Source organism: Pseudomonas sp. LBUM1640 (assembly GCF_059716225.1).
In genome coordinates this window covers 5,649,084-5,667,331 of record NZ_CP166816.1, presented here as the reverse complement: position 1 = coordinate 5,667,331, position 18,248 = coordinate 5,649,084, and the positions used below count along the sequence as shown (strand labels likewise).

Below are 18,248 nucleotides of genomic sequence, written 5' to 3'. Positions count from 1 at the left end.
CCTTGGACCGTCGTTCGCTCAATGATTTTTACAGAACAAAACAGCAGGTGAAGTCATGACCACAACTCAACCCCTGGAACTGCTGGCGCCGCTGTCCGGTGTGCTGCTGGCGCTGGATCAGGTGCCCGACCCAGTGTTCGCCAATCGCATGATCGGCGATGGCCTGTGCATCGATCCTACCTCGCAGACCCTTTGCGCGCCGCTGGCCGGGGTGATCAGCAGTATCCAGGACAGTGGTCATGCGGTCAGCGTTACCGACGACAACGGCGTCCAAGTGCTGATGCATATCGGCCTGGACACTGTGAACCTGGCGGGCCAGGGCTTCACGCCGCTGGTGCAGGAAGGCCAGCGGGTGGAGGTCGGGCAGCCGCTGATTGAATTCGATGCCGACTACGTGGCGCTCCATGCACGCAGTTTGCTGACCTTGATGCTGGTGGTCAGTGGTGAGCCGTTTACGCTGCTCACGCCGGACGGTGGCCTGGTGGATGTGGGCCAGCCGCTGTTGCGAGTTTCACCCGGGGAGGCCGCTGCTGCTGTAGATGAGGAGGCGGGCGATGCACTGTTCTCCAAACCCCTGACATTGCCCAACGCCAACGGTTTGCACGCTCGCCCTGCTGCGGTGTTTGCCCAAGCGGCGAAGGGTTTTAACGCGAGCATTTACCTGCACAAGCAAACCCAGAGCGCCAACGCCAAGTCGCTGGTGGCGATCATGGCGCTGCAAACCGTGCAGGGCGATACCTTGCAAGTGAGCGCGGCGGGCGACGATGCCGCCGCAGCGATCGAGGCACTGGTTGCGTTGCTGGCCGAAGGCTGTGGCGAGACGGTCGGGGCGACTGCAGCGGTGGTGGAGCCTGTCGCGCCGTTGTCATCGGCCACCTTGCTGCACGGCGTGTGTGCATCCCCAGGTTCGGCGTTTGGCCAGGTCGTGCAAGTGGCTGAGCCTGAATTGAAGATTGCCGAAGCCGGTGGTGGCGAAGCGCTCGAGCGTGCCGCACTGGAGCGTGGCCTGCTGGCGGCAACCGAAGCGCTGCAAGCCCTGCAAGCCAAGGCGGTCGGCAGTGCCCAGGCCGAGATCTTCCGCGCCCATCAGGAATTGCTCGAAGACCCAACCTTGCTCGAACAAGCCCATGCCCAGCTGGCCAATGGCAAAAGTGCTGCGTTTGCCTGGAACCGCGCCACGGTGGCCACCGCCACCTTGTTCCAGGGAATGGGCAACGCGTTGCTCGCCGAACGTGCGGCGGACTTGGCCGATGTGGGCCAGCGCGTGCTCAAGCTGATCCTCGGTATCCAGGACCGTGCATGGGACTTGCCCGAGCAAGCCATTCTGATTGCCGAGCAACTGACCCCGTCGCAAACCGCCAGCCTGGACACGCGCAAGGTGCTGGGGTTTGTCACTGTCGGTGGCGGGGCAACCAGCCATGTCGCGATACTCGCCCGCGCACTCGGCCTGCCGGCGATATGCGGTGTGCCGGTGCACGTGCTGACGCTGGCTAACGGCAAGCAGGTACTGCTCGACGCCGATAAAGGCGAGCTGCACCTGGACCCGGACCTGGCTGAAATCGAGCAGCTGCAAGTTGCCCGCCAACAGCAAGTTCTGCGGCGCCAGCGGGAAGTGGCGCAGGCTGCTTTGCCGGCCACCACCCGCGACGGTCACCACGTCGAGGTCACGGCCAACGTCGCTTCGTTGCAGGAGGTGGAACAGTCCCTGAGCTTGGGCGGTGAAGGCGTGGGCCTGCTGCGTTCGGAATTCCTCTACCTGGACCGCAACCGCGCGCCCAGCCCCGAAGAACAGGCCGGCACCTACAGCGCTATCGCCCGCGCCCTGGGCACGGAGCGCAATTTGGTGGTGCGCACCTTGGACGTGGGCGGCGACAAACCGCTGGCCTACGTGCCGATGGAGAGCGAGACCAACCCGTTCCTCGGCTTGCGCGGTATTCGCCTGTGCCTGGAGCGCCCGGAGCTGTTGCGCGAACAGTTCCGCGCGATCCTCGCCAGCGCGGGTTTTGCGCGGCTGCATATCATGTTGCCGATGGTCAGCCTGCTGTCGGAGCTGCACTTGGCGCGCACGATGCTTGAGGAGGAAGCGCTGGCACTGGGGCTCAAAGAGTTGCCGAAGCTGGGGATCATGATCGAGGTGCCATCGGCGGCGTTGATGGCCGATATCTTCGCCCCGCATGTGGATTTTTTCTCCATCGGCACCAATGACCTCACCCAATACACCCTGGCCATGGACCGCGACCACCCACGGCTTGCCAGCCAGGCCGACAGTTTTCACCCGTCGGTGCTGCGCCTGATTGCCACCACGGTCAAGGCCGCGCATGCCCATGGTAAGTGGGTCGGTGTGTGCGGCGCGCTGGCGTCTGAAGCGCTGGCCGTGCCGGTGTTGATCGGGCTCGGCGTGGATGAATTGTCAGTCAGCGTACCGTTGATCCCGACCATCAAGGCCACCGTGCGCGAGCTGGACCTGGCCGACTGCCAGATCATCGCCCGTCAGGTGCTGGGCCTGGAAGAAGCTGCCCAAGTACGCGAGGCGTTGCGTCTGTATCACGCGGCCACGGTTGAAACCTCACCTGTTGTGGAGCATTGAGCATGTTCGAGAAATTACAGCGCGCGTTCTGGAAAGCCCTGACCCCGGATTTGATTGCCGAGACGGTCGTGGCGCCGACACCGACACAGACACCGAGTCTGTTGTCGGCCGATGTGCTGAGTGCACTGGGCGGCGCGGATAACCTCAAGTCACAACAACGCGTGGCGCTGACACGGGTGCGTGTGCAACTGCAGGATGCGACGAGAGTGGATGCGGCTGCGTTAAAGGCGGCGGGTGTGCCGGGGGTGATGGTGTTGACGGGCGGCGTAGTGCATCTGCTCACCGGCCTTTAAGGTCACAAATATCAAGTGTGGGAGCGGGCTTGCTCGCGAAGAGGGAGTGTCAGTCACCAGATGTGTCGACTGATCCACCGCTTTCGCGAACAAGCCCGCTCCCACATTAGTCTTAGGGTGTTTGGGAGAGTGTCTTAAAGCTGCGGGTTTTCTTCCGGCGGCTTGGTCTTATCCACACCCGGTACATGCAAGTTGCCTTCGACCACCTGGTTGCCTTCCAGCTGCGGCTGGGTCACCCAGGTAAGAATGTCGTAGTAACGCCGGATGTTCGCCACAAAGTGCACCGGCTCACCGCCGCGCGCATAGCCGTAGCGGGTCTTGCTGTACCACTGCTTCTGCGACAGGCGCGGCAGCATCTTCTTCACATCCAGCCACTTGTTCGGGTTCAGGCCGTCCTTCTTCGCCAACGTACGTGCGTCTTCCAGATGGCCGGTGCCAACGTTGTAGGCGGCGAGGGCGAACCAGGTGCGATCCGGCTCGGCAATACTGTTGTCCAGTTCATCCTTGATCTTGGCCAGGTATTTGGCGCCGCCCATGATGCTTTGCTTGGCGTCCAGGCGGTTGGACACGCCCATCGCCTGGGCGGTGTTCTGGGTCAGCATCATCAGGCCACGCACGCCGGTCTTGGAGGTGACGGTCGGTTGCCACAACGATTCCTGATAGCCGATGGCCGCCAATAGGCGCCAATCGACTTTTTCTTCCTTGGCGTAGGCCCGGAAGTGCTTCTCGTATTTGGGCAGGCGTTGCTGCAAGTGCTGGGCAAAAGTGTAGGCGCCGACATACCCGAGTACATCGACATGCCCGTAATAGCGGTCTTTAAGACGCTGCAGGGTGCCGTTCTTTTCAACTTTGTCCAGGTAGCTGTTGATCTCGTTGAGCAGGCTGTTGTCATCGCCCGCCGCCACGGCCCAGCTCTGGTTGCTGGCATTGCCGAGGTCGAACGCTACGCGTACGTTGGGGAAGTACACCTGGTTCATGGCGACTTCGTTGGAGTCCACCAGGGTCAGGTCGATTTGCCCCTCATCAACCATGCGCAGCAGGTCGACGACCTCAACGGCGTCGGACTCTTCGTATTCAATCGCTGGGTTCTGCTTTTTAAGCGCCGCCAGTTGCTCGGCGTGGGTGCTGCCCTTGAGCACCATGATCTTCTTGCCCGCCAGGTCCGCCGCAGTGGTCGGGCGGGACTGGCCGTTGCGGTAGATGATCTGCGGCGTCACTTCCAGGTAAGGATGGGAGAAGCGCACCTGTTGTGCGCGTTGCTCGCTGCTGACCAGGCCGGCGGCGGCCAGAACCGGACCGTTGGGTTTGCCCAACTGGCCGAACAGGTCATCGAGGTTGTCGGCGGTCTCGATCTCCAGCTTTACACCCAGGTCATCGGCAAAACGCTTGACCAGTTCGTATTCGAAACCGGTTTCACCGTTGCGGTCCTGGAAATAAGTCGCCGGGCTGTTCCGGGTAACCACCCGCAATACGCCATCCTCCTTGATTCGCTCGAGCGTGCTGGGTTTATCAACACAGGCGCTGAGCATCAGGAAGAGTCCGGTTGCGATGAGCCATTTGGCACATCGCGGGCGCAAAGCAGTAGGGGAGAACATCTGCGCAGTATACGCAAACGACCCACGGCGCCATATATCGACAGCAGGGGACTTGTCTGCTAGCACCCGTAAAACTGGGCTGCAGCCCGCAGAAACGCGGGTTGGCGAGGGTTTATGACGGTTAAAATAACTGCGCGCAAGCCTGTGCAAAACGCCCCGATACTGTGCAAACCGTGCCAACTGACGTTCGGCAGCGGCCAGCCGTGCCGTTTCGGGTGCCGTTGGCGATGGTTTACGCTAGAATGCACGGCCTCAAAGCACACCCCCTTCCCGAGGCTGTCCCGAAGATGTTGATCCTGCGCGGCGCTCCTGCCCTTTCTGCCTTTCGCCACAGCAAACTCCTTGAGCAACTGAGCCAAAAGGTTCCAGCGGTTACAGGCTTGTATGCTGAATTTGCTCACTTCGCCGACGTTACCGGCGTGTTGACCGCCGACGAACAGCAAGTGCTGGCGCGCCTTCTGAAGTACGGCCCAAGCGTTCCCGTTCAAGAGCCTAATGGCCGCTTGTTCCTGGTTCTGCCACGGTTCGGCACCATCTCGCCCTGGTCGAGCAAGGCCAGTGATATCGCCCGCAACTGTGGCCTGGAAAAAATCCAGCGCCTGGAGCGCGGTATCGCTTTCTACGTTGCCGGCCAGTTCAGCGACGCCGAAGCCGAGCTGATCGCCAGCAGCCTGCACGACCGCATGACCCAGATCATCGTCAGCCAGCTGGAACAGGCTGCCGGCCTGTTCAGTCACGCCGAGCCCAAGCCGCTCACCGCGATTGACGTGCTTGGCGGTGGCCGCGCCGCCCTTGAGAAGGCCAACACCGAACTGGGCCTGGCCCTGGCCGAAGACGAGATCGACTACCTGGTCGACGCCTTCAACGGTTTGAAGCGCAACCCCCACGACATCGAGCTTATGATGTTTGCGCAGGCCAACTCCGAGCATTGCCGTCACAAGATCTTCAACGCCAGTTGGGACATCGACGGCGAAAGCCAGGAAAAAAGCCTGTTCGGCATGATCAAGAACACCTACGTGATGCACAGCGAAGGCGTTCTGTCGGCTTATAAAGACAACGCCTCGGTGATCGTCGGCTCCGTCGCCGGCCGTTTCTTCCCCGACCCTGAGACCCGCCAGTACGGCGCGGTGCAGGAGCCGGTGCACATCTTGATGAAGGTTGAAACCCACAACCACCCGACCGCGATTGCCCCGTTCCCGGGCGCCGCCACCGGCTCCGGCGGCGAAATCCGCGACGAAGGCGCGACCGGCCGTGGCGCCAAGCCAAAGGCGGGCCTCACCGGTTTCACCGTATCCAACTTGCAGATCCCGGGCTTCGAACAGCCGTGGGAAGTACCGTACGGCAAGCCTGAGCGCATCGTCACCGCGCTGGACATCATGATCGAAGGTCCGCTGGGCGGCGCCGCGTTCAACAATGAGTTCGGCCGTCCGGCGCTGACCGGTTACTTCCGCACCTTCGAACAGTCCATCACCACCCCGCGTGGCGATGAAGTGCGCGGCTACCACAAGCCAATCATGTTGGCCGGCGGCATGGGCAATATCCGTGAAGAACACGTCAAGAAAGGCGAGATTCTGGTCGGCTCCAAGCTGATCGTGCTCGGCGGCCCGGCCATGTTGATCGGCCTGGGTGGTGGCGCAGCTTCCTCCATGGCCACCGGCACCAGCTCGGCCGACCTCGATTTTGCTTCCGTACAGCGCGAAAACCCTGAAATGGAACGCCGCTGCCAGGAAGTCATCGACCGCTGCTGGCAGTTGGGTGACAAAAACCCGATCAGCTTTATCCACGACGTCGGCGCCGGCGGTTTGTCCAACGCCTTCCCGGAACTGGTCAACGATGGCGAGCGTGGTGGCCGTTTCGAACTGCGCAACATTCCAAACGACGAGCCGGGCATGGCCCCGCACGAAATCTGGAGTAACGAATCCCAGGAACGCTACGTTCTGGCCGTTGGCCCTGAAGACTTCGCGCGCTTCCAGGCCATCTGCGAACGTGAGCGTTGCCCATTTGCCGTGGTCGGCGAAGCCACTGCCGAGCCACAGCTGACGGTCACCGACAGCCACTTCGGCAACAGCCCGGTCGACATGCCACTCGAAGTGCTGCTGGGCAAAGCCCCGCGCATGCACCGTTCGGCGGTACGTGAAGCCGAGCTGGGCGATGACTTCGACCCAAGCGCGCTGGAATTGGCCGACAGCATCGAACGCGTGCTGCACCACCCGGCCGTGGCGAGCAAAAGCTTCCTGATCACCATCGGCGACCGCACCATCACCGGCCTGGTTGCCCGTGACCAAATGGTTGGCCCTTGGCAGGTTCCGGTGGCCGACGTTGCCGTCACCGCCACCAGTTTCGACGTTTATACCGGTGAAGCCATGGCGATGGGCGAGCGTACGCCGCTGGCCCTGCTGGACGCCCCGGCGTCGGGCCGCATGGCCATTGGTGAAACCCTCACCAACATCGCCGCCTCCCGCATCGGCAAGCTGTCTGACATCAAACTGTCGGCCAACTGGATGTCCGCTGCCGGTCACCCGGGTGAAGACGCGCGTCTGTACGACACCGTCAAGGCTGTCGGCATGGAGCTGTGCCCGGAGCTGGGCATCACCATTCCGGTGGGCAAGGACTCGATGTCCATGGCCACCCGTTGGAACGAAGACGGCACCGACAAGAGCGTCACCTCGCCGCTGTCGCTGATCGTCACCGGTTTTGCACCGGTCACCGACATCCGCCAAACCCTGACCCCGCAACTGCGCATGGACAAGGGCACCACCGATCTGATCCTGATCGACCTGGGCCGTGGCCAGAACCGCATGGGCGCCTCGATCCTCGCGCAAACCCACGGCAAGCTCGGCAAGCACGCGCCGGACGTGGATGACGCCGAAGACCTGAAAGCCTTCTTCGCCGTGATCCAGGGCCTGAATGCCGACGGCCACCTGCTGGCTTATCACGACCGTTCCGATGGTGGCCTGCTGACCAGCGTTGTAGAGATGGCGTTTGCCGGTCACTGCGGCCTGAACATCGTGCTCGACAGCGTTGCCGAGGACGCCTCCGAAATCAACGGCATCCTCTTCAACGAAGAGTTGGGCGCGGTGATCCAGGTTCGCCAGGACGCCACCCCAGACGTACTCGCACAGTTCAGCGCTGCTGGCCTGGATGACTGCGTGGCGGTGATCGGCCAGCCGATCAACAACGGCGAGATCAACATCTCGTTCAACGGCGACACCGTGTTTGCCGGCCAGCGCCGCTTGCTGCAACGCCAGTGGGCCGAGACCAGCTACCAGATCCAGCGCCTGCGTGACAACGCCGACTGCGCCGAGCAGGAATTCGACGTAATCCTGGAAGAAGAAAACCCGGGCTTGAGCACCAAGCTCAGCTTCGACGTCAACCAGGACATCGCCGCGCCTTACATCAAAAAAGGCATCCGCCCACAAGTTGCCGTACTGCGTGAGCAGGGCGTCAACGGCCAGGTGGAAATGGCGGCTGCGTTCGACCGCGCCGGCTTTAATGCGATCGACGTGCACATGAGCGATATCCTCGCCGGTCGCGTTGACCTCAACGAGTTCAAAGGCCTGGTGGCCTGTGGCGGTTTCTCCTACGGCGACGTGCTGGGTGCCGGTGAAGGCTGGGCCAAGTCGGCCCTGTTCAACAGCCGTGCGCGCGATGCGTTCCAGGGCTTCTTCGAGCGCAACGACAGCTTCACCCTGGGTGTGTGCAACGGTTGCCAGATGATGTCCAACCTCAGCGAACTGATCCCGGGCAGCGAGTTCTGGCCGCACTTTGTGCGTAACCGTTCCGAGCAGTTCGAAGCCCGTGTCGCCATGGTGCAGGTGCAGGAATCCAACTCGATCTTCCTGCAAGGCATGGCCGGTTCGCGCATGCCAATCGCCATCGCCCACGGTGAAGGCCATGCGGAATTCTCCAGCGAAGAAGCGTTGCTGGAAGCCGACCTGTCCGGCTGCGTGGCCATGCGTTTTGTCGACAACCACGGCAAGGTCACCGAAAGCTACCCGGCCAACCCGAACGGCTCGCCGCGCGGGATCACCGGCCTTACCAGCCGCGACGGCCGCGTGACCATCATGATGCCGCACCCGGAGCGTGTGTTCCGCGCCGTGCAGAACTCGTGGCGCCCTGAAGAGTGGAACGAAGACGGCGCCTGGATGCGCATGTTCCGCAACGCTCGCGTGTGGGTGAACTAAGGCGGTGTACAAGCTCAGCTTCTTTGTGCCCACAAGCTTTGTTGAGACGGTAAAAACCGCCGTCTTCGCAGCGGGTGGCGGGCGCATCGGCCACTACGACAGCTGCGCCTGGCAAGTGCTGGGCCTGGGCCAGTTTCGCGCGTTGGACGGCAGCCAGCCGTTTATCGGGCAAGTTGGCCAGGTTGAAGTGGTGGAAGAATGGAAAGTTGAGCTGGTGGTGGCGGATGAGTTGATCGTGGCGGTTGTGGCTGCGTTGAAACTCAGCCATCCCTACGAAACACCGGCGTATGAGGTGTGGCAGTTGGCGGACTTTTGATCCGGCAGCTATGAAACGAGAAACCCGCTGGGCCGTCACGGACAGCGGGTTTTTTGTGCCTGGAAAACAGAAAACCCCTACAGAGGCTTTGTCGCCAGCGACGGTAGTGTGCCGCGCAGGTGCTACGAGACAATGCATCCGCATCGGCGGGCGCGTGGATGTCTCGGGCTTAGACCCAGTCGAGAAGGTGTTCCTAAATGAAGAAAAACCAGTGGATCGCAGGCAGTGCTCTGGCGGCTATGTTGATCGGCGCCGGAGGCGCGTGGGCTGGCAAACCCGAAGTCAAGGCCAAGAGCAATGTCCAATTCTATGATTCGGGGCGTTTCAACCTGCCATTCTCCGATGGTGTACGAGTGGGCAAAGTGTTCTACACCTCGGGCGAAATCGGTGACGCAGCCGGCTCCAACAAGCTGGTGCCAGGCGGCATCGTGCCGGAATCCCGCCAGGCCCTGGACAACATCAAAGCCACGCTCAAGGCTAACGGCTACGAGCTCAAGGATGTGGTCAAGTGCACGGTGATGCTGGCCGATATCAAAGAGTGGCCAGCCTTCAATGACGTGTACAAGGAGTACTTCAAAAAACCTTACCCGGCGCGCAGCGCGTTCGGCGGTAACCAGTTGGCCTATGATGCCCGGATGGAAATCGAGTGCATTGCGGCGAAGTAATGCGGCTGGAGTGTTGATTCGCCGGTTGTGAATAAAAGAAACCCGCTGGGCCGGTTCGGTCAGCGGGTTTTTTGTTGTCGGTTAAGGCCTATTCGACCTGCTCGCGAAGACGTCGGGACAGGCACCTCAGACCTTTCCCACAGGCCTTTCAGGTTGTCCCTCGGAACTGGCGTCACTAATCTTCTCGGGTCGCTGCCAATGTGGTGACCAGGACTGCAAGCCTGAATTTCACTAGGAGCCTATTACGTTTGGAGCTTTATGATGATCAGCGAAAACTTGCGATCTGGTTCAACCTTGTTTCAATCCGAATCCCAGCAGGTTGGTGATTCGCCCACCGATCAAATCTTCACCGTACTACCCAACCTGAACAGCGAAACCCTCCTCGCCAATGCCTCCCAAGACCTGGCATCCGTGCAGGCGCTGGCGGGCAATCTGGCGTTTGACATCGACGGCCCGCAGCGTGATGCGGTGTTGGGGATTCATCGGATGCTGGAAGGTATTCAGTTGATGGTGGATCGGGTATTGGATCTTCACGAAGTACCAGCACCCACCGCTAGCTGATCGTTCCCTCGCTCCGCGTGGGAATGCATCCTGTGACGCTCCGCGTCCACCCTTGCGCAGGGCTTGAGCCGTTCGCAACGGCGGGACGCGGAGCGTCCTGGGCGGCATTCCCACGCAGAGCGTGGGAACGATCGGTCAGGCGTTGATAGGGCGGGTAACCAACCGCTCCAAAGCCTCACCCAAACCTAAGGCCTTGTCACCAATCAACAAGTGCCAAACACCGCTGTCCAGCTGGCTCACCCCTTGGCAACCGAGCGCAGTGAGGTCAGCCTCCGACAACACTGAATCATCCCCCAGTTCCACCCTCAGCCGGGTCATCGCCACGGCGTCCAGCTGCCGCACATTCCCTCGACCACCCAAGGCGCTCAGCCATTTCTCGGCTTCCTGCACATTCACCGCAACTGGTTTATCCACAGGCGCGACCGTCACAGGCGCAGCGGCAACATACGAAGGCATCGCCAAGCGAATCTCATCAGCAATGCTATCGGCCATCGGCCCAACCACTACCTGCAAACTGCCGCCATTGCCCGGCCGAACTACAGCCATGGCGCCCAGCGCCTTGAGCTCAGCATCCACCGCCTTGTTGCGATCCACCATGTCCAAGCGCAGGCGCGTGGTACAGGCGCCGACACTCAGCAAGTTAGCCGCACCGCCCAGCGCGCGGATATACGCACTGGCGCGCTGGTTATCACTCATCGCTTCTGCCTGCACCACCTGGATATCTTCACGCCCCGGAGTTTTGAGGTTAAAGCGGCGGATGCAATAGTTGAACACGCTGTAGTAGATCACCGCGTACGCCAACCCCACCGGGAACACCAGCCAGCCGTTGGTGGACTTGCCCCAGCCGAGCACCATGTCGATAAACCCTCCGGAGAAGGTAAAACCGAGGTGGATATTGAGCATATTGGTCACGGCCATCGACAGGCCGGTGAGCACCGCATGAATCAGGTACAGGAACGGCGCAAGGAACATGAACGCGAATTCAATCGGCTCTGTCACGCCGGTCAAAAACGAGGTCAGCGCCATCGACAGGAAAATCCCGCCCATCACTTTGCGGCGTTCCGGCAGCGCGTTGCGGTACATCGCCAGGCACGCGGCGGGCAGGCCGAACAGCATCACCGGGAACATGCCGGTCATGAACTGGCCGCCTTTGGGGTCGCCGGCGAAGTAGCGGGTCAGGTCGCCAGTGACGACGGCGCCGGTGGTCGGGTCGGTGAAGGTGCCAAACACGAACCACGCCATGTTGTTGAGGATATGGTGCAGGCCGGTGACGATCAGCAGGCGGTTGAATACGCCAAACACGAAGGCGCCGAAGCTGCCGCTCTCCATCAGCAGTACGCCGAAGCTGTTGATGCCGTGCTGGATCGGCGGCCAGATCAGGCCGAAAATCACGCCCAGGCCCACTGCCGAAAAGCCGGTGACAATCGGTACAAACCGTCGCCCGCCAAAGAAGGCGAGGTACTCCGGCAGCTTGATGTCCTTGAACCGGTTGTACAGCCCGCCCGCCATCAAGCCGCTGGCGATACCGGCGAGCATGCCCATGTTGATGCTGGTGTCCATCACCTTGAGCGTGGAGACCATCACCAGGTAACCAATCGCCCCGGCCAAACCCGCCGTGCCGTTATTGTCACGGGCAAAGCCCACGGCGATACCGATGGCGAAGATCAGCGCGAGGTTGGCGAAGATCGCTTGCCCGGCGTCGTGCATCACCGCGATGTTGAGCAAGTCGGTGTCGCCCAGGCGCAGCAGGAGGCCGGCGATCGGCAAGATCGCGATCGGCAGCATCAGCGCGCGGCCCAGGCGTTGTAAGCCTTCGATAAAATGTTGGTACATGGCGTGTCTCCCTATTCTTGTTGTTTTCAGCTCAGCGGCCAGTGGTGTTGACAGGCTTGGCGAACCGCCTTGGCGCTGCTCAGGTCGAGCAAGCTTTGGCTGAGTTGCCGGCATTGAGCCGCGTCCAGGTGGCGGACGCGGTCCTTGATTTCTCCGATTTGCGGCGGGCTCACCGACAGCTCGCTGACGCCCAGGCCGACAAGCACTGGCGTGGCCAGCGGGTCGGACGCGAGCGCGCCGCATACACCCACCCAACGCCCGTGTTTGGCCGCGCCCGCGCAGGTCTGCGCGATCAGCCGCAGCAGCGCCGGGTGCAGGGCATCGACCCGCGCGGCGAGGCCGGCGTGGTCGCGGTCCATGGCCAGGGTGTACTGGGACAGGTCATTGGTGCCGATGGACAAAAAGTCCGCATGTTTGGCCAACTGCTCGGCCATCAGCGCGGCGGCGGGCACTTCGATCATCACGCCCAGCTCTGGGCGCTGTGTCAGCCCCAGCTCGGCACACAGCTCATCCAGGCGCTGGCGGATCTGCAGCAGTTCATCCACTTCGCTGACCATCGGCAGCAGGATGCGGCAACGTTGCAGCGGGCTGACTTGCAGCAGCGCGCGCAGTTGCTGGTCGAGCAGTTCGGGGCGCACCTGAGCCATGCGAATACCGCGCAAGCCCAACACTGGGTTGGCCTCCACGGGCAGCGGCAGGTAGTCGAGCTGCTTGTCACCGCCCACGTCGATGGTGCGGATGATCACCGATTTGTCGCCCATGGCATCCAGCACGGCTTGATAGGCCTGGCGCTGTTCCTGTTCATCCGGCGCGGTGCGGCGGTCGACAAACAGGAACTCGGTGCGCAGCAGGCCGACACCATCGGCGCCGTTTTCAAAGGCCACTTGGGCCTCGGCACTGGAGGCGACATTGGCGGCCACTTCGATGCTCACGCCGTCGCGGGTTTGCGCCGGTTGTTGCGCTTGGGCCTGTTGCTGTTGGCGGCGGACGTTTTGCGCGTCGCGAATCTGATGCACTTCGGCGTGGCGCGCTTCGCTGGGTGCCAGTTCCAGGCGCCCATTGACCGCGTCGAGTACCACGCGTTGGCCTTGCGGCACATCGAGCACTTCCGCGCCCAACGCCACCACACAAGGCAAGCCTTTGCCACGCGCCAAAATGGCCACATGAGACGTCGCCCCACCTTCAGCCATGCAGATGCCGGCGGCGTTTTGCGCGCTCAGCTGCAGCAGGTCGGATGGCGTCAGTTCATGGGCGCTGACAATCGCCCCGGCAGGCAATTCGAAGTGCCAGGTTTCACCCAGCAGGGCGCGCAGCACGCGTTGCTGCAAGTCCCGCAGGTCATTGGAACGTTCGGCAAACAGCGGCTTGCCGAGCGCCAGCAACACCGCGCATTGCGCCTGGATCGCGTCGCGCCAGGCGTGGGTGGCGGCGCTGCCTTGCTCGATGGCAGCGGTGGCCGCATCCAGCAGGGCTGGGTCTTCGAGCAGGGCGAGGTGGGCGGCGAAGATCTCTTCTTCTTCGATATGTTTGCGTTGGCGGGCGTGGTCCAGGGTTGTGCGGATCTCACCGCGCACTTGCTCAAGAGCCGCATCCAGCCGCTGCAGTTGTTCGTCGGCCGAGTGGTTGCCGGTGTCTGCCGGCAGTTCGATACCGGTAAGACGGAACAGCGGCCCACAGACCAGGCCCGGTGCAGCACACACGCCTTGCAGTACGCCAACTTCGGTATTTGCACGGCGCGCAGCAACGGCCACTGGCGCATGGTGTTCTTCACTGACGGCCACCGACAGCGCGGCCACCAACGCCTGCAACGCCGCCTCGCAATCCTTGCCGCGACAGGTAACGCGCACCTCGTCGCCTTCACCGATGCCCAGCCCCATCAAGCCAATCAGGCTGTCGCACGGCGCCGATTTACCGGCGAAGTGCAACTGCGCCTGGCTGCTGAAGCCTTGCGCGGTCTTGCGGATTAACGCAGCGGGGCGCGCATGCAAACCGCCCCGGTGAGTGATGCGCACGCTGGCGCGGACTTCGGTGACTGAGTTATCCACAGCCGCCTGCGTCGTTGCCGTTGAGCGCGCCACGATCTGCAGCAATGGCTCACCGACCTTGACGGTGTTTCCTGCCAACGGCCGTAGCTCGAAGCGCTCGCCATTGGTGAGAATAATCAGGCTGACCAGGCTTTTGCACTGGCGTGCAATGCGGTCCAAATCAAACTGCACCAGCGCCTGGCCCTTGCTGACCCGCGCGCCGTCCTTCACCAGCAGCGCAAACCCTTCGCCGTTCAGCTCTACTGTGTCGATGCCCACATGCATCAGCACCTCGGCACCGTTTTCGGCGCGAATCGTCAGCGCATGCCCGGTGCGGGCGACGTGGATGATCACGCCGTCACACGGTGCATGCAGGCAATCGTTGAGCGGGTCGATGGCAATACCGTCGCCCATGGCGCCGCTGGCGAACACTTCGTCGGGAACGTTGCCCAGGCTCAGCACCGGGCCACTGAGTGGGGCGCTTAGGGTTAATTCATTATTCTTGTTGGACATGGGCACGGTACTCATCAGGAAAACGCGACTCAGTGAGTGCGGGTAACTTTGCTCAGGTGGCGCGGCTGGTCCGGGTCCATGCCCCGAGCTTGCGCCAGGCCTGCGGCCATTACGTAAAAGCTTTGGATCGCCAGGATCGGGTCCAGGCTTGGGTGTTCGGCGCGGCTCAGGGTCAGGTCGCGTTCGGCGATGTCGTCCGGCGCGGCCAGCAGCACGCGGGCACCGCGTTGGCGCATGTCGGCGGCCAGGCTCAACAGGCCGGCTTGCTCGGCGCCACGTGGGGCGAATATCAGCAGCGGGTAGTTCTCGTCGATCAGGGCCATCGGCCCGTGACGCACTTCGGCGCTGCTGAAGGCTTCGGCCTGGATCGCCGAGGTTTCCTTGAGCTTGAGCGCGGCTTCCTGGGCGACGGCAAAGCCGGCGCCGCGGCCGATCACCATCAATTGCTGGCAGCCACGCAAGGCCTCGATGGCGGTGCTCCAATCCTGTTTGGCAGCGGCACGCAACTCATCGGGCAAGGCGCGGCAGGCTTGCAGCAAGTCGGCTTCCTGGTTCCAGTGGCCGACCAATTGCGCGCTGGCGCTGAGGGTGGCGATAAAGCTTTTGGTCGCGGCCACGCTGTGTTCCGGCCCGGCGCACAGCGGCAGGTGGAATTCGCAGGAAGCTTCCAGCGGTGAGTCTTCGGCGTTGACCAGCGAAATGCTCAGCGCGCCGCGTTTGCGCAGCAGGCGCAGGCTGTTGACCAGGTCCGGGCTTTGCCCCGACTGCGAGAAACCGAACGCCACCTGACCGCTGACTTTCAGCGGCGCCTGCAACAAGGTCACTACCGACATCGGCAACGACGCCACCGGGATGCCCACATGCTGCATGGCCAGGTAGGCGAAATAGCTGGCGGCATGGTCCGAGCTGCCACGCGCAATAGTCATGGCCACTTGCGGTGGCTGACGGCGCAGGCGCCCGGCGATCTCTTCGAGCATCGGGTCCAGGCGCTGCAATTGTGCTGCGACGGCGTCACAAGAGGCCAGGGCCTCTTCAAGCATTTTTGAAGTCAATGGTTTCTCCTTCGACCATTACGTCGGTGAGGTGCAGGTTGCGGTCCAGGCGCACGCAGTCGGCAAAGCTGCCCGGTTGCAGGCGGCCGCGTTCTTCCAGGCCCAGGTAGTCGGCAGGAAATTGCGACAGGCGTTGTGAGGCTTCACTGATGGGCAGGCCGATTTTCACCAGGTTGCGCAGCGCCTGATCCATGGTCAGGGTGCTGCCGGCCAAGGTGCCGTCAGCCAGGCGCACGCCGCCCAGGCATTTGGTCACGGTGTGGCTGCCCAACTTGTACTCGCCATCGGGCATGCCGGCAGCGGCGGTGGAATCGGTCACGCAGTACAGGCACGGGATCGAACGCAGGGCTACGCGCATGGCGCCGGGGTGCACATGCAGCAGGTCGGGGATCAATTCTGCGTATTTAGCGTGGGCCAGCGCGGCGCCGACGATGCCCGGCTCGCGGTGATGCAGCGGGCTCATGGCGTTGTACAAATGCGTGAAACTGGTGGCGCCGGCGGCGAGGGCGGCGACGCCTTCCTCATAGCTGCCCAGGGTGTGGCCGATTTGCATGCGCACGCCGCGTTGGCTGAGCGCGCGGATCAGGCCGTCATGCCCGGCGATTTCCGGGGCGATGGTGATCACCCGGATCGGCGCCAATTGCAGATAGGCCTCCACTTCGGCCATCAGCGCTGTGTGGGCGAAGTTGGGCTGGGCGCCGAGTTTGCCAGGGTTGATGTAAGGGCCTTCCAGGTGCACGCCGAGTACACGGGCGCTGCCGGTTGGGCGCTGTTCACAGAAACTGCCGAGTTCGCCAAGCACGCGGGTGATTTCGTCCACCGGTGCCGTCATGGTGGTGGCGAGTAGTGACGTCGTACCAAAACGCACGTGGGTGCGGGTGATGGTCTCGAAGGCGTCAACGCCCTCCATGATGTCTTTGCCACCACCACCGTGTACGTGCAGGTCGATAAAGCCCGGTAGCAGGTAGGGCAAATCGTTGTCAGCCGGGTCGCACGGCGTGCCTTCGATGGCGACCACTTTGCCGTGTTCGTGCACCAGGCGGCCGCGAATCCAGCCGTGGGGCGTGAGGATATTGTCTTCGGACATGGGCAGTTCTCTAACGTCGCAATTCAGCGGAATAGTCATGACGGCGCAGCTCTGCGACAAAGTCGTAGTAGTCGTTGCGGCAGTAGGTGTCGGTGATTTCAATCGGCGTGTTGTCGGCGGTGTAGCCGACCCGCGTCATCAGCAGCATGGCGGTGCCGGGGGCAATGCCCACCAGCTTGGCGAACTCATCCGAGGCGTTGATCGCCTGGATGTGCTGCAGGGCGCGCACGATGGGCTTGCCGATGCTTTCCAGGTATTCGTACAGCGAATTGCCGATGGCTTGCGGATGTGGCAGCACCGAGGCGGGCATGGCGGTCATTTCAATCGCCATCACCGTGTCATCGGCCTTACGCAGACGTTTCAGGCGCGCGACTTTGTCGGTGGGTGACAGGCACAGGCGGATCAGCTCTTCGTGGGTCGGCGGGGTGATGTCGCGCTCCAGCCACTGGGAAGTAGGCACAAAACCCTTGAGCCGCAGCATCTCGCTGAAGCCCGACAGGCGCGACAGCGGTTGTTCCAGGCGCGGCGTGATAAACGTACCGGAGCCTTGGCTGCGGCGAATCAGGCCTTGGGCAAACAACACTTCCAGCGCTTTACGTGCGGTCACCCGCGAGATGCTCAACTGCTCGCTGAGGGCGCGTTCCGACGGCAAAGCCTGCTCGGATTTCCACTGGCCGGCATGGATCGCCGCTTCCAGGTTGCGCGCCAGTTGCAGGTACAGCGGCGTGGATTGTTTGTCGTCGGGGCGCAGCGTCTGGATGGGATTCATCTGTGAGGTTTCCGATGCGGTTATTGGAGTGTTGTCGCCCGGTAATGGCCGGAAATTAATACCACTTAAATACCATGTCAATGCTGCCAAAACGGTGCGAATACCGGTTTATGGGCGCTTTATTGGTGCTTGGTATCAAGTGGTATTAGAGAGGTCTTTAACGCGCGCAGAACTACGCAGCCCGGCGCGGTGAACTGGTATTCACCGGCAGGCGCTGCCAGGGGCAGGAATTATTTTCAAATTATTTTACGAACGGTACGAAGTTACGGACGAATCTCGATCATGGTGCCGTCTTTGACCAGGTTCCAGACTTCGCGCATGTCCACGTTGCGCATGCCGATGCAGCCGTCGGTCCAGTCCAGGGTGTGGAACCACTGTTCCGGGTATTCCTCGGTGTCGGGGGTGCCGTGGATCATGATCATGCTGCCCGGCTTCACGCCTTCGCGGCGCGCGCGGGCGGAGTCGCTGATATTGGGGTAGGAGATGTGCATGGCCAGGTTGAAGCGGTCGCTGGTTTTGCGCCAGTCGATCCAATAAAAGCCTTCCGGCGTGCGGCGGTCGCCTTCCATCAGCTTGGTGCCTTTGGGGTTTTTACCGAGCGAAATGCGATAGGTCTTGAGCGGCTTGCCGTCATTGATCAACTGCAACTGGTGGGCGGACTTGAGCACCAGGATTTTTTCGACAGGTTTGCCGCCGAGGGTTTCCACCGTGGAGGCCGACGAAAATGTAGCAAACGACAGGCAGATCAAAGCGAGCAACAGACGCATTA

13 protein-coding genes are annotated in these 18,248 nt (G+C 62.1%); 6 read left to right on the top strand and 7 right to left on the bottom strand.

What is annotated here, in order from left to right:
* The first annotated feature begins 55 nt into the window (after nt 1-55).
* Complete coding sequence (ptsP, locus tag ACA065_RS25095) at nt 56-2,587, top strand: phosphoenolpyruvate--protein phosphotransferase (RefSeq protein WP_497691969.1); 2,532 nt, start codon at nt 56-58, stop codon at nt 2,585-2,587.
* A gap of 2 nt (nt 2,588-2,589) precedes the next feature.
* Nucleotides 2,590-2,880, top strand: a complete 291-nt coding sequence (locus tag ACA065_RS25090; RefSeq protein WP_497691968.1) for a PTS sugar transporter subunit IIB — start codon at nt 2,590-2,592, stop codon at nt 2,878-2,880.
* A 134-nt stretch (nt 2,881-3,014) separates the two neighbouring features.
* On the opposite strand, the gene mltF is transcribed toward ACA065_RS25090, so the two are convergent.
* The gene (mltF, locus tag ACA065_RS25085; protein ID WP_497691967.1) at nt 3,015-4,475 is read right to left on the bottom strand and encodes a membrane-bound lytic murein transglycosylase MltF; all 1,461 of its coding nucleotides are present in this window, start codon (nt 4,473-4,475) and stop codon (nt 3,015-3,017) included.
* Nucleotides 4,476-4,762: 287 nt separating this feature from the next.
* Here mltF and purL point away from each other — a divergent pair, with 287 nt between their 5' ends.
* The 4 genes from purL (at nt 4,763) to ACA065_RS25065 (ending at nt 10,201) form a co-directional block, all read left to right on the top strand.
* Entirely contained in the window at nt 4,763-8,659 is a 3,897-nt protein-coding gene (gene purL / locus ACA065_RS25080; RefSeq protein WP_497691966.1) for a phosphoribosylformylglycinamidine synthase, read from the top strand.
* A 4-nt stretch (nt 8,660-8,663) separates the two neighbouring features.
* Complete coding sequence (locus ACA065_RS25075; protein ID WP_497691965.1) at nt 8,664-8,975, top strand: NGG1p interacting factor NIF3; 312 nt, start codon at nt 8,664-8,666, stop codon at nt 8,973-8,975.
* 197 nt (nt 8,976-9,172) lie between these two features.
* Nucleotides 9,173-9,640 carry a RidA family protein gene (locus tag ACA065_RS25070; protein WP_497691964.1) on the top strand — a complete coding sequence of 156 codons (468 nt, stop codon included), beginning with the start codon at nt 9,173-9,175 and terminating at the stop codon, nt 9,638-9,640.
* 261 nt (nt 9,641-9,901) lie between these two features.
* Nucleotides 9,902-10,201, top strand: coding sequence for a DUF6124 family protein (locus ACA065_RS25065; RefSeq protein ID WP_497691963.1), 300 nt, complete (start codon nt 9,902-9,904; stop codon nt 10,199-10,201).
* Nucleotides 10,202-10,336: 135 nt separating this feature from the next.
* Here the strand turns inward: ACA065_RS25065 and nagE are convergent, their stop codons facing one another.
* The 6 genes from nagE to ACA065_RS25035 form a co-directional block, all read right to left on the bottom strand.
* Entirely contained in the window at nt 10,337-12,034 is a 1,698-nt protein-coding gene (gene nagE, locus ACA065_RS25060) for an N-acetylglucosamine-specific PTS transporter subunit IIBC (RefSeq protein WP_497691962.1), read from the bottom strand.
* Nucleotides 12,035-12,060: 26 nt separating this feature from the next.
* On the bottom strand, nt 12,061-14,571 hold the full coding sequence (ptsP, locus tag ACA065_RS25055; RefSeq protein ID WP_497691961.1) for a phosphoenolpyruvate--protein phosphotransferase: 2,511 nt from the start codon (nt 14,569-14,571) through the stop codon (nt 12,061-12,063).
* A gap of 29 nt (nt 14,572-14,600) precedes the next feature.
* Nucleotides 14,601-15,611, bottom strand: a complete 1,011-nt coding sequence (locus ACA065_RS25050; RefSeq protein WP_497695419.1) for an SIS domain-containing protein — start codon at nt 15,609-15,611, stop codon at nt 14,601-14,603.
* The gene (gene nagA, locus ACA065_RS25045; RefSeq protein WP_497691960.1) at nt 15,604-16,710 is read right to left on the bottom strand and encodes an N-acetylglucosamine-6-phosphate deacetylase; all 1,107 of its coding nucleotides are present in this window, start codon (nt 16,708-16,710) and stop codon (nt 15,604-15,606) included. The genes ACA065_RS25050 and nagA overlap by 8 nt, the downstream gene beginning before the upstream one ends.
* Before the next feature lie 10 nt (nt 16,711-16,720).
* On the bottom strand, nt 16,721-17,479 hold the full coding sequence (locus ACA065_RS25040) for a GntR family transcriptional regulator (RefSeq protein WP_497691959.1): 759 nt from the start codon (nt 17,477-17,479) through the stop codon (nt 16,721-16,723).
* A 263-nt stretch (nt 17,480-17,742) separates the two neighbouring features.
* Complete coding sequence (locus ACA065_RS25035; protein WP_497691958.1) at nt 17,743-18,246, bottom strand: L,D-transpeptidase family protein; 504 nt, start codon at nt 18,244-18,246, stop codon at nt 17,743-17,745.
* Between the last annotated feature and the right edge of the window lie 2 nt (nt 18,247-18,248).

Bases quoted from the DNA above. Each gene is read 5' to 3' on its own strand.
- ACA065_RS25050 (WP_497695419.1), bottom strand. From the start codon at position 15,611: ATGCTTGAAGAGGCCCTGGCCTCTTGTGACGCCGTCGCAGCACAATTG.
- mltF (WP_497691967.1), bottom strand. From the start codon at position 4,475: ATGTTCTCCCCTACTGCTTTGCGCCCGCGATGTGCCAAATGGCTCATC.
- nagA (WP_497691960.1), bottom strand. From the start codon at position 16,710: ATGTCCGAAGACAATATCCTCACGCCCCACGGCTGGATTCGCGGCCGC.
- ACA065_RS25040 (WP_497691959.1), bottom strand. From the start codon at position 17,479: ATGAATCCCATCCAGACGCTGCGCCCCGACGACAAACAATCCACGCCG.
- nagE (WP_497691962.1), bottom strand. From the start codon at position 12,034: ATGTACCAACATTTTATCGAAGGCTTACAACGCCTGGGCCGCGCGCTG.
- ACA065_RS25035 (WP_497691958.1), bottom strand. From the start codon at position 18,246: ATGCGTCTGTTGCTCGCTTTGATCTGCCTGTCGTTTGCTACATTTTCG.
- ACA065_RS25065 (WP_497691963.1), top strand. From the start codon at position 9,902: ATGATCAGCGAAAACTTGCGATCTGGTTCAACCTTGTTTCAATCCGAA.
- ptsP (WP_497691969.1), top strand. From the start codon at position 56: ATGACCACAACTCAACCCCTGGAACTGCTGGCGCCGCTGTCCGGTGTG.
- ACA065_RS25070 (WP_497691964.1), top strand. From the start codon at position 9,173: ATGAAGAAAAACCAGTGGATCGCAGGCAGTGCTCTGGCGGCTATGTTG.
- ACA065_RS25090 (WP_497691968.1), top strand. From the start codon at position 2,590: ATGTTCGAGAAATTACAGCGCGCGTTCTGGAAAGCCCTGACCCCGGAT.
- purL (WP_497691966.1), top strand. From the start codon at position 4,763: ATGTTGATCCTGCGCGGCGCTCCTGCCCTTTCTGCCTTTCGCCACAGC.
- ptsP (WP_497691961.1), bottom strand. From the start codon at position 14,571: ATGTCCAACAAGAATAATGAATTAACCCTAAGCGCCCCACTCAGTGGC.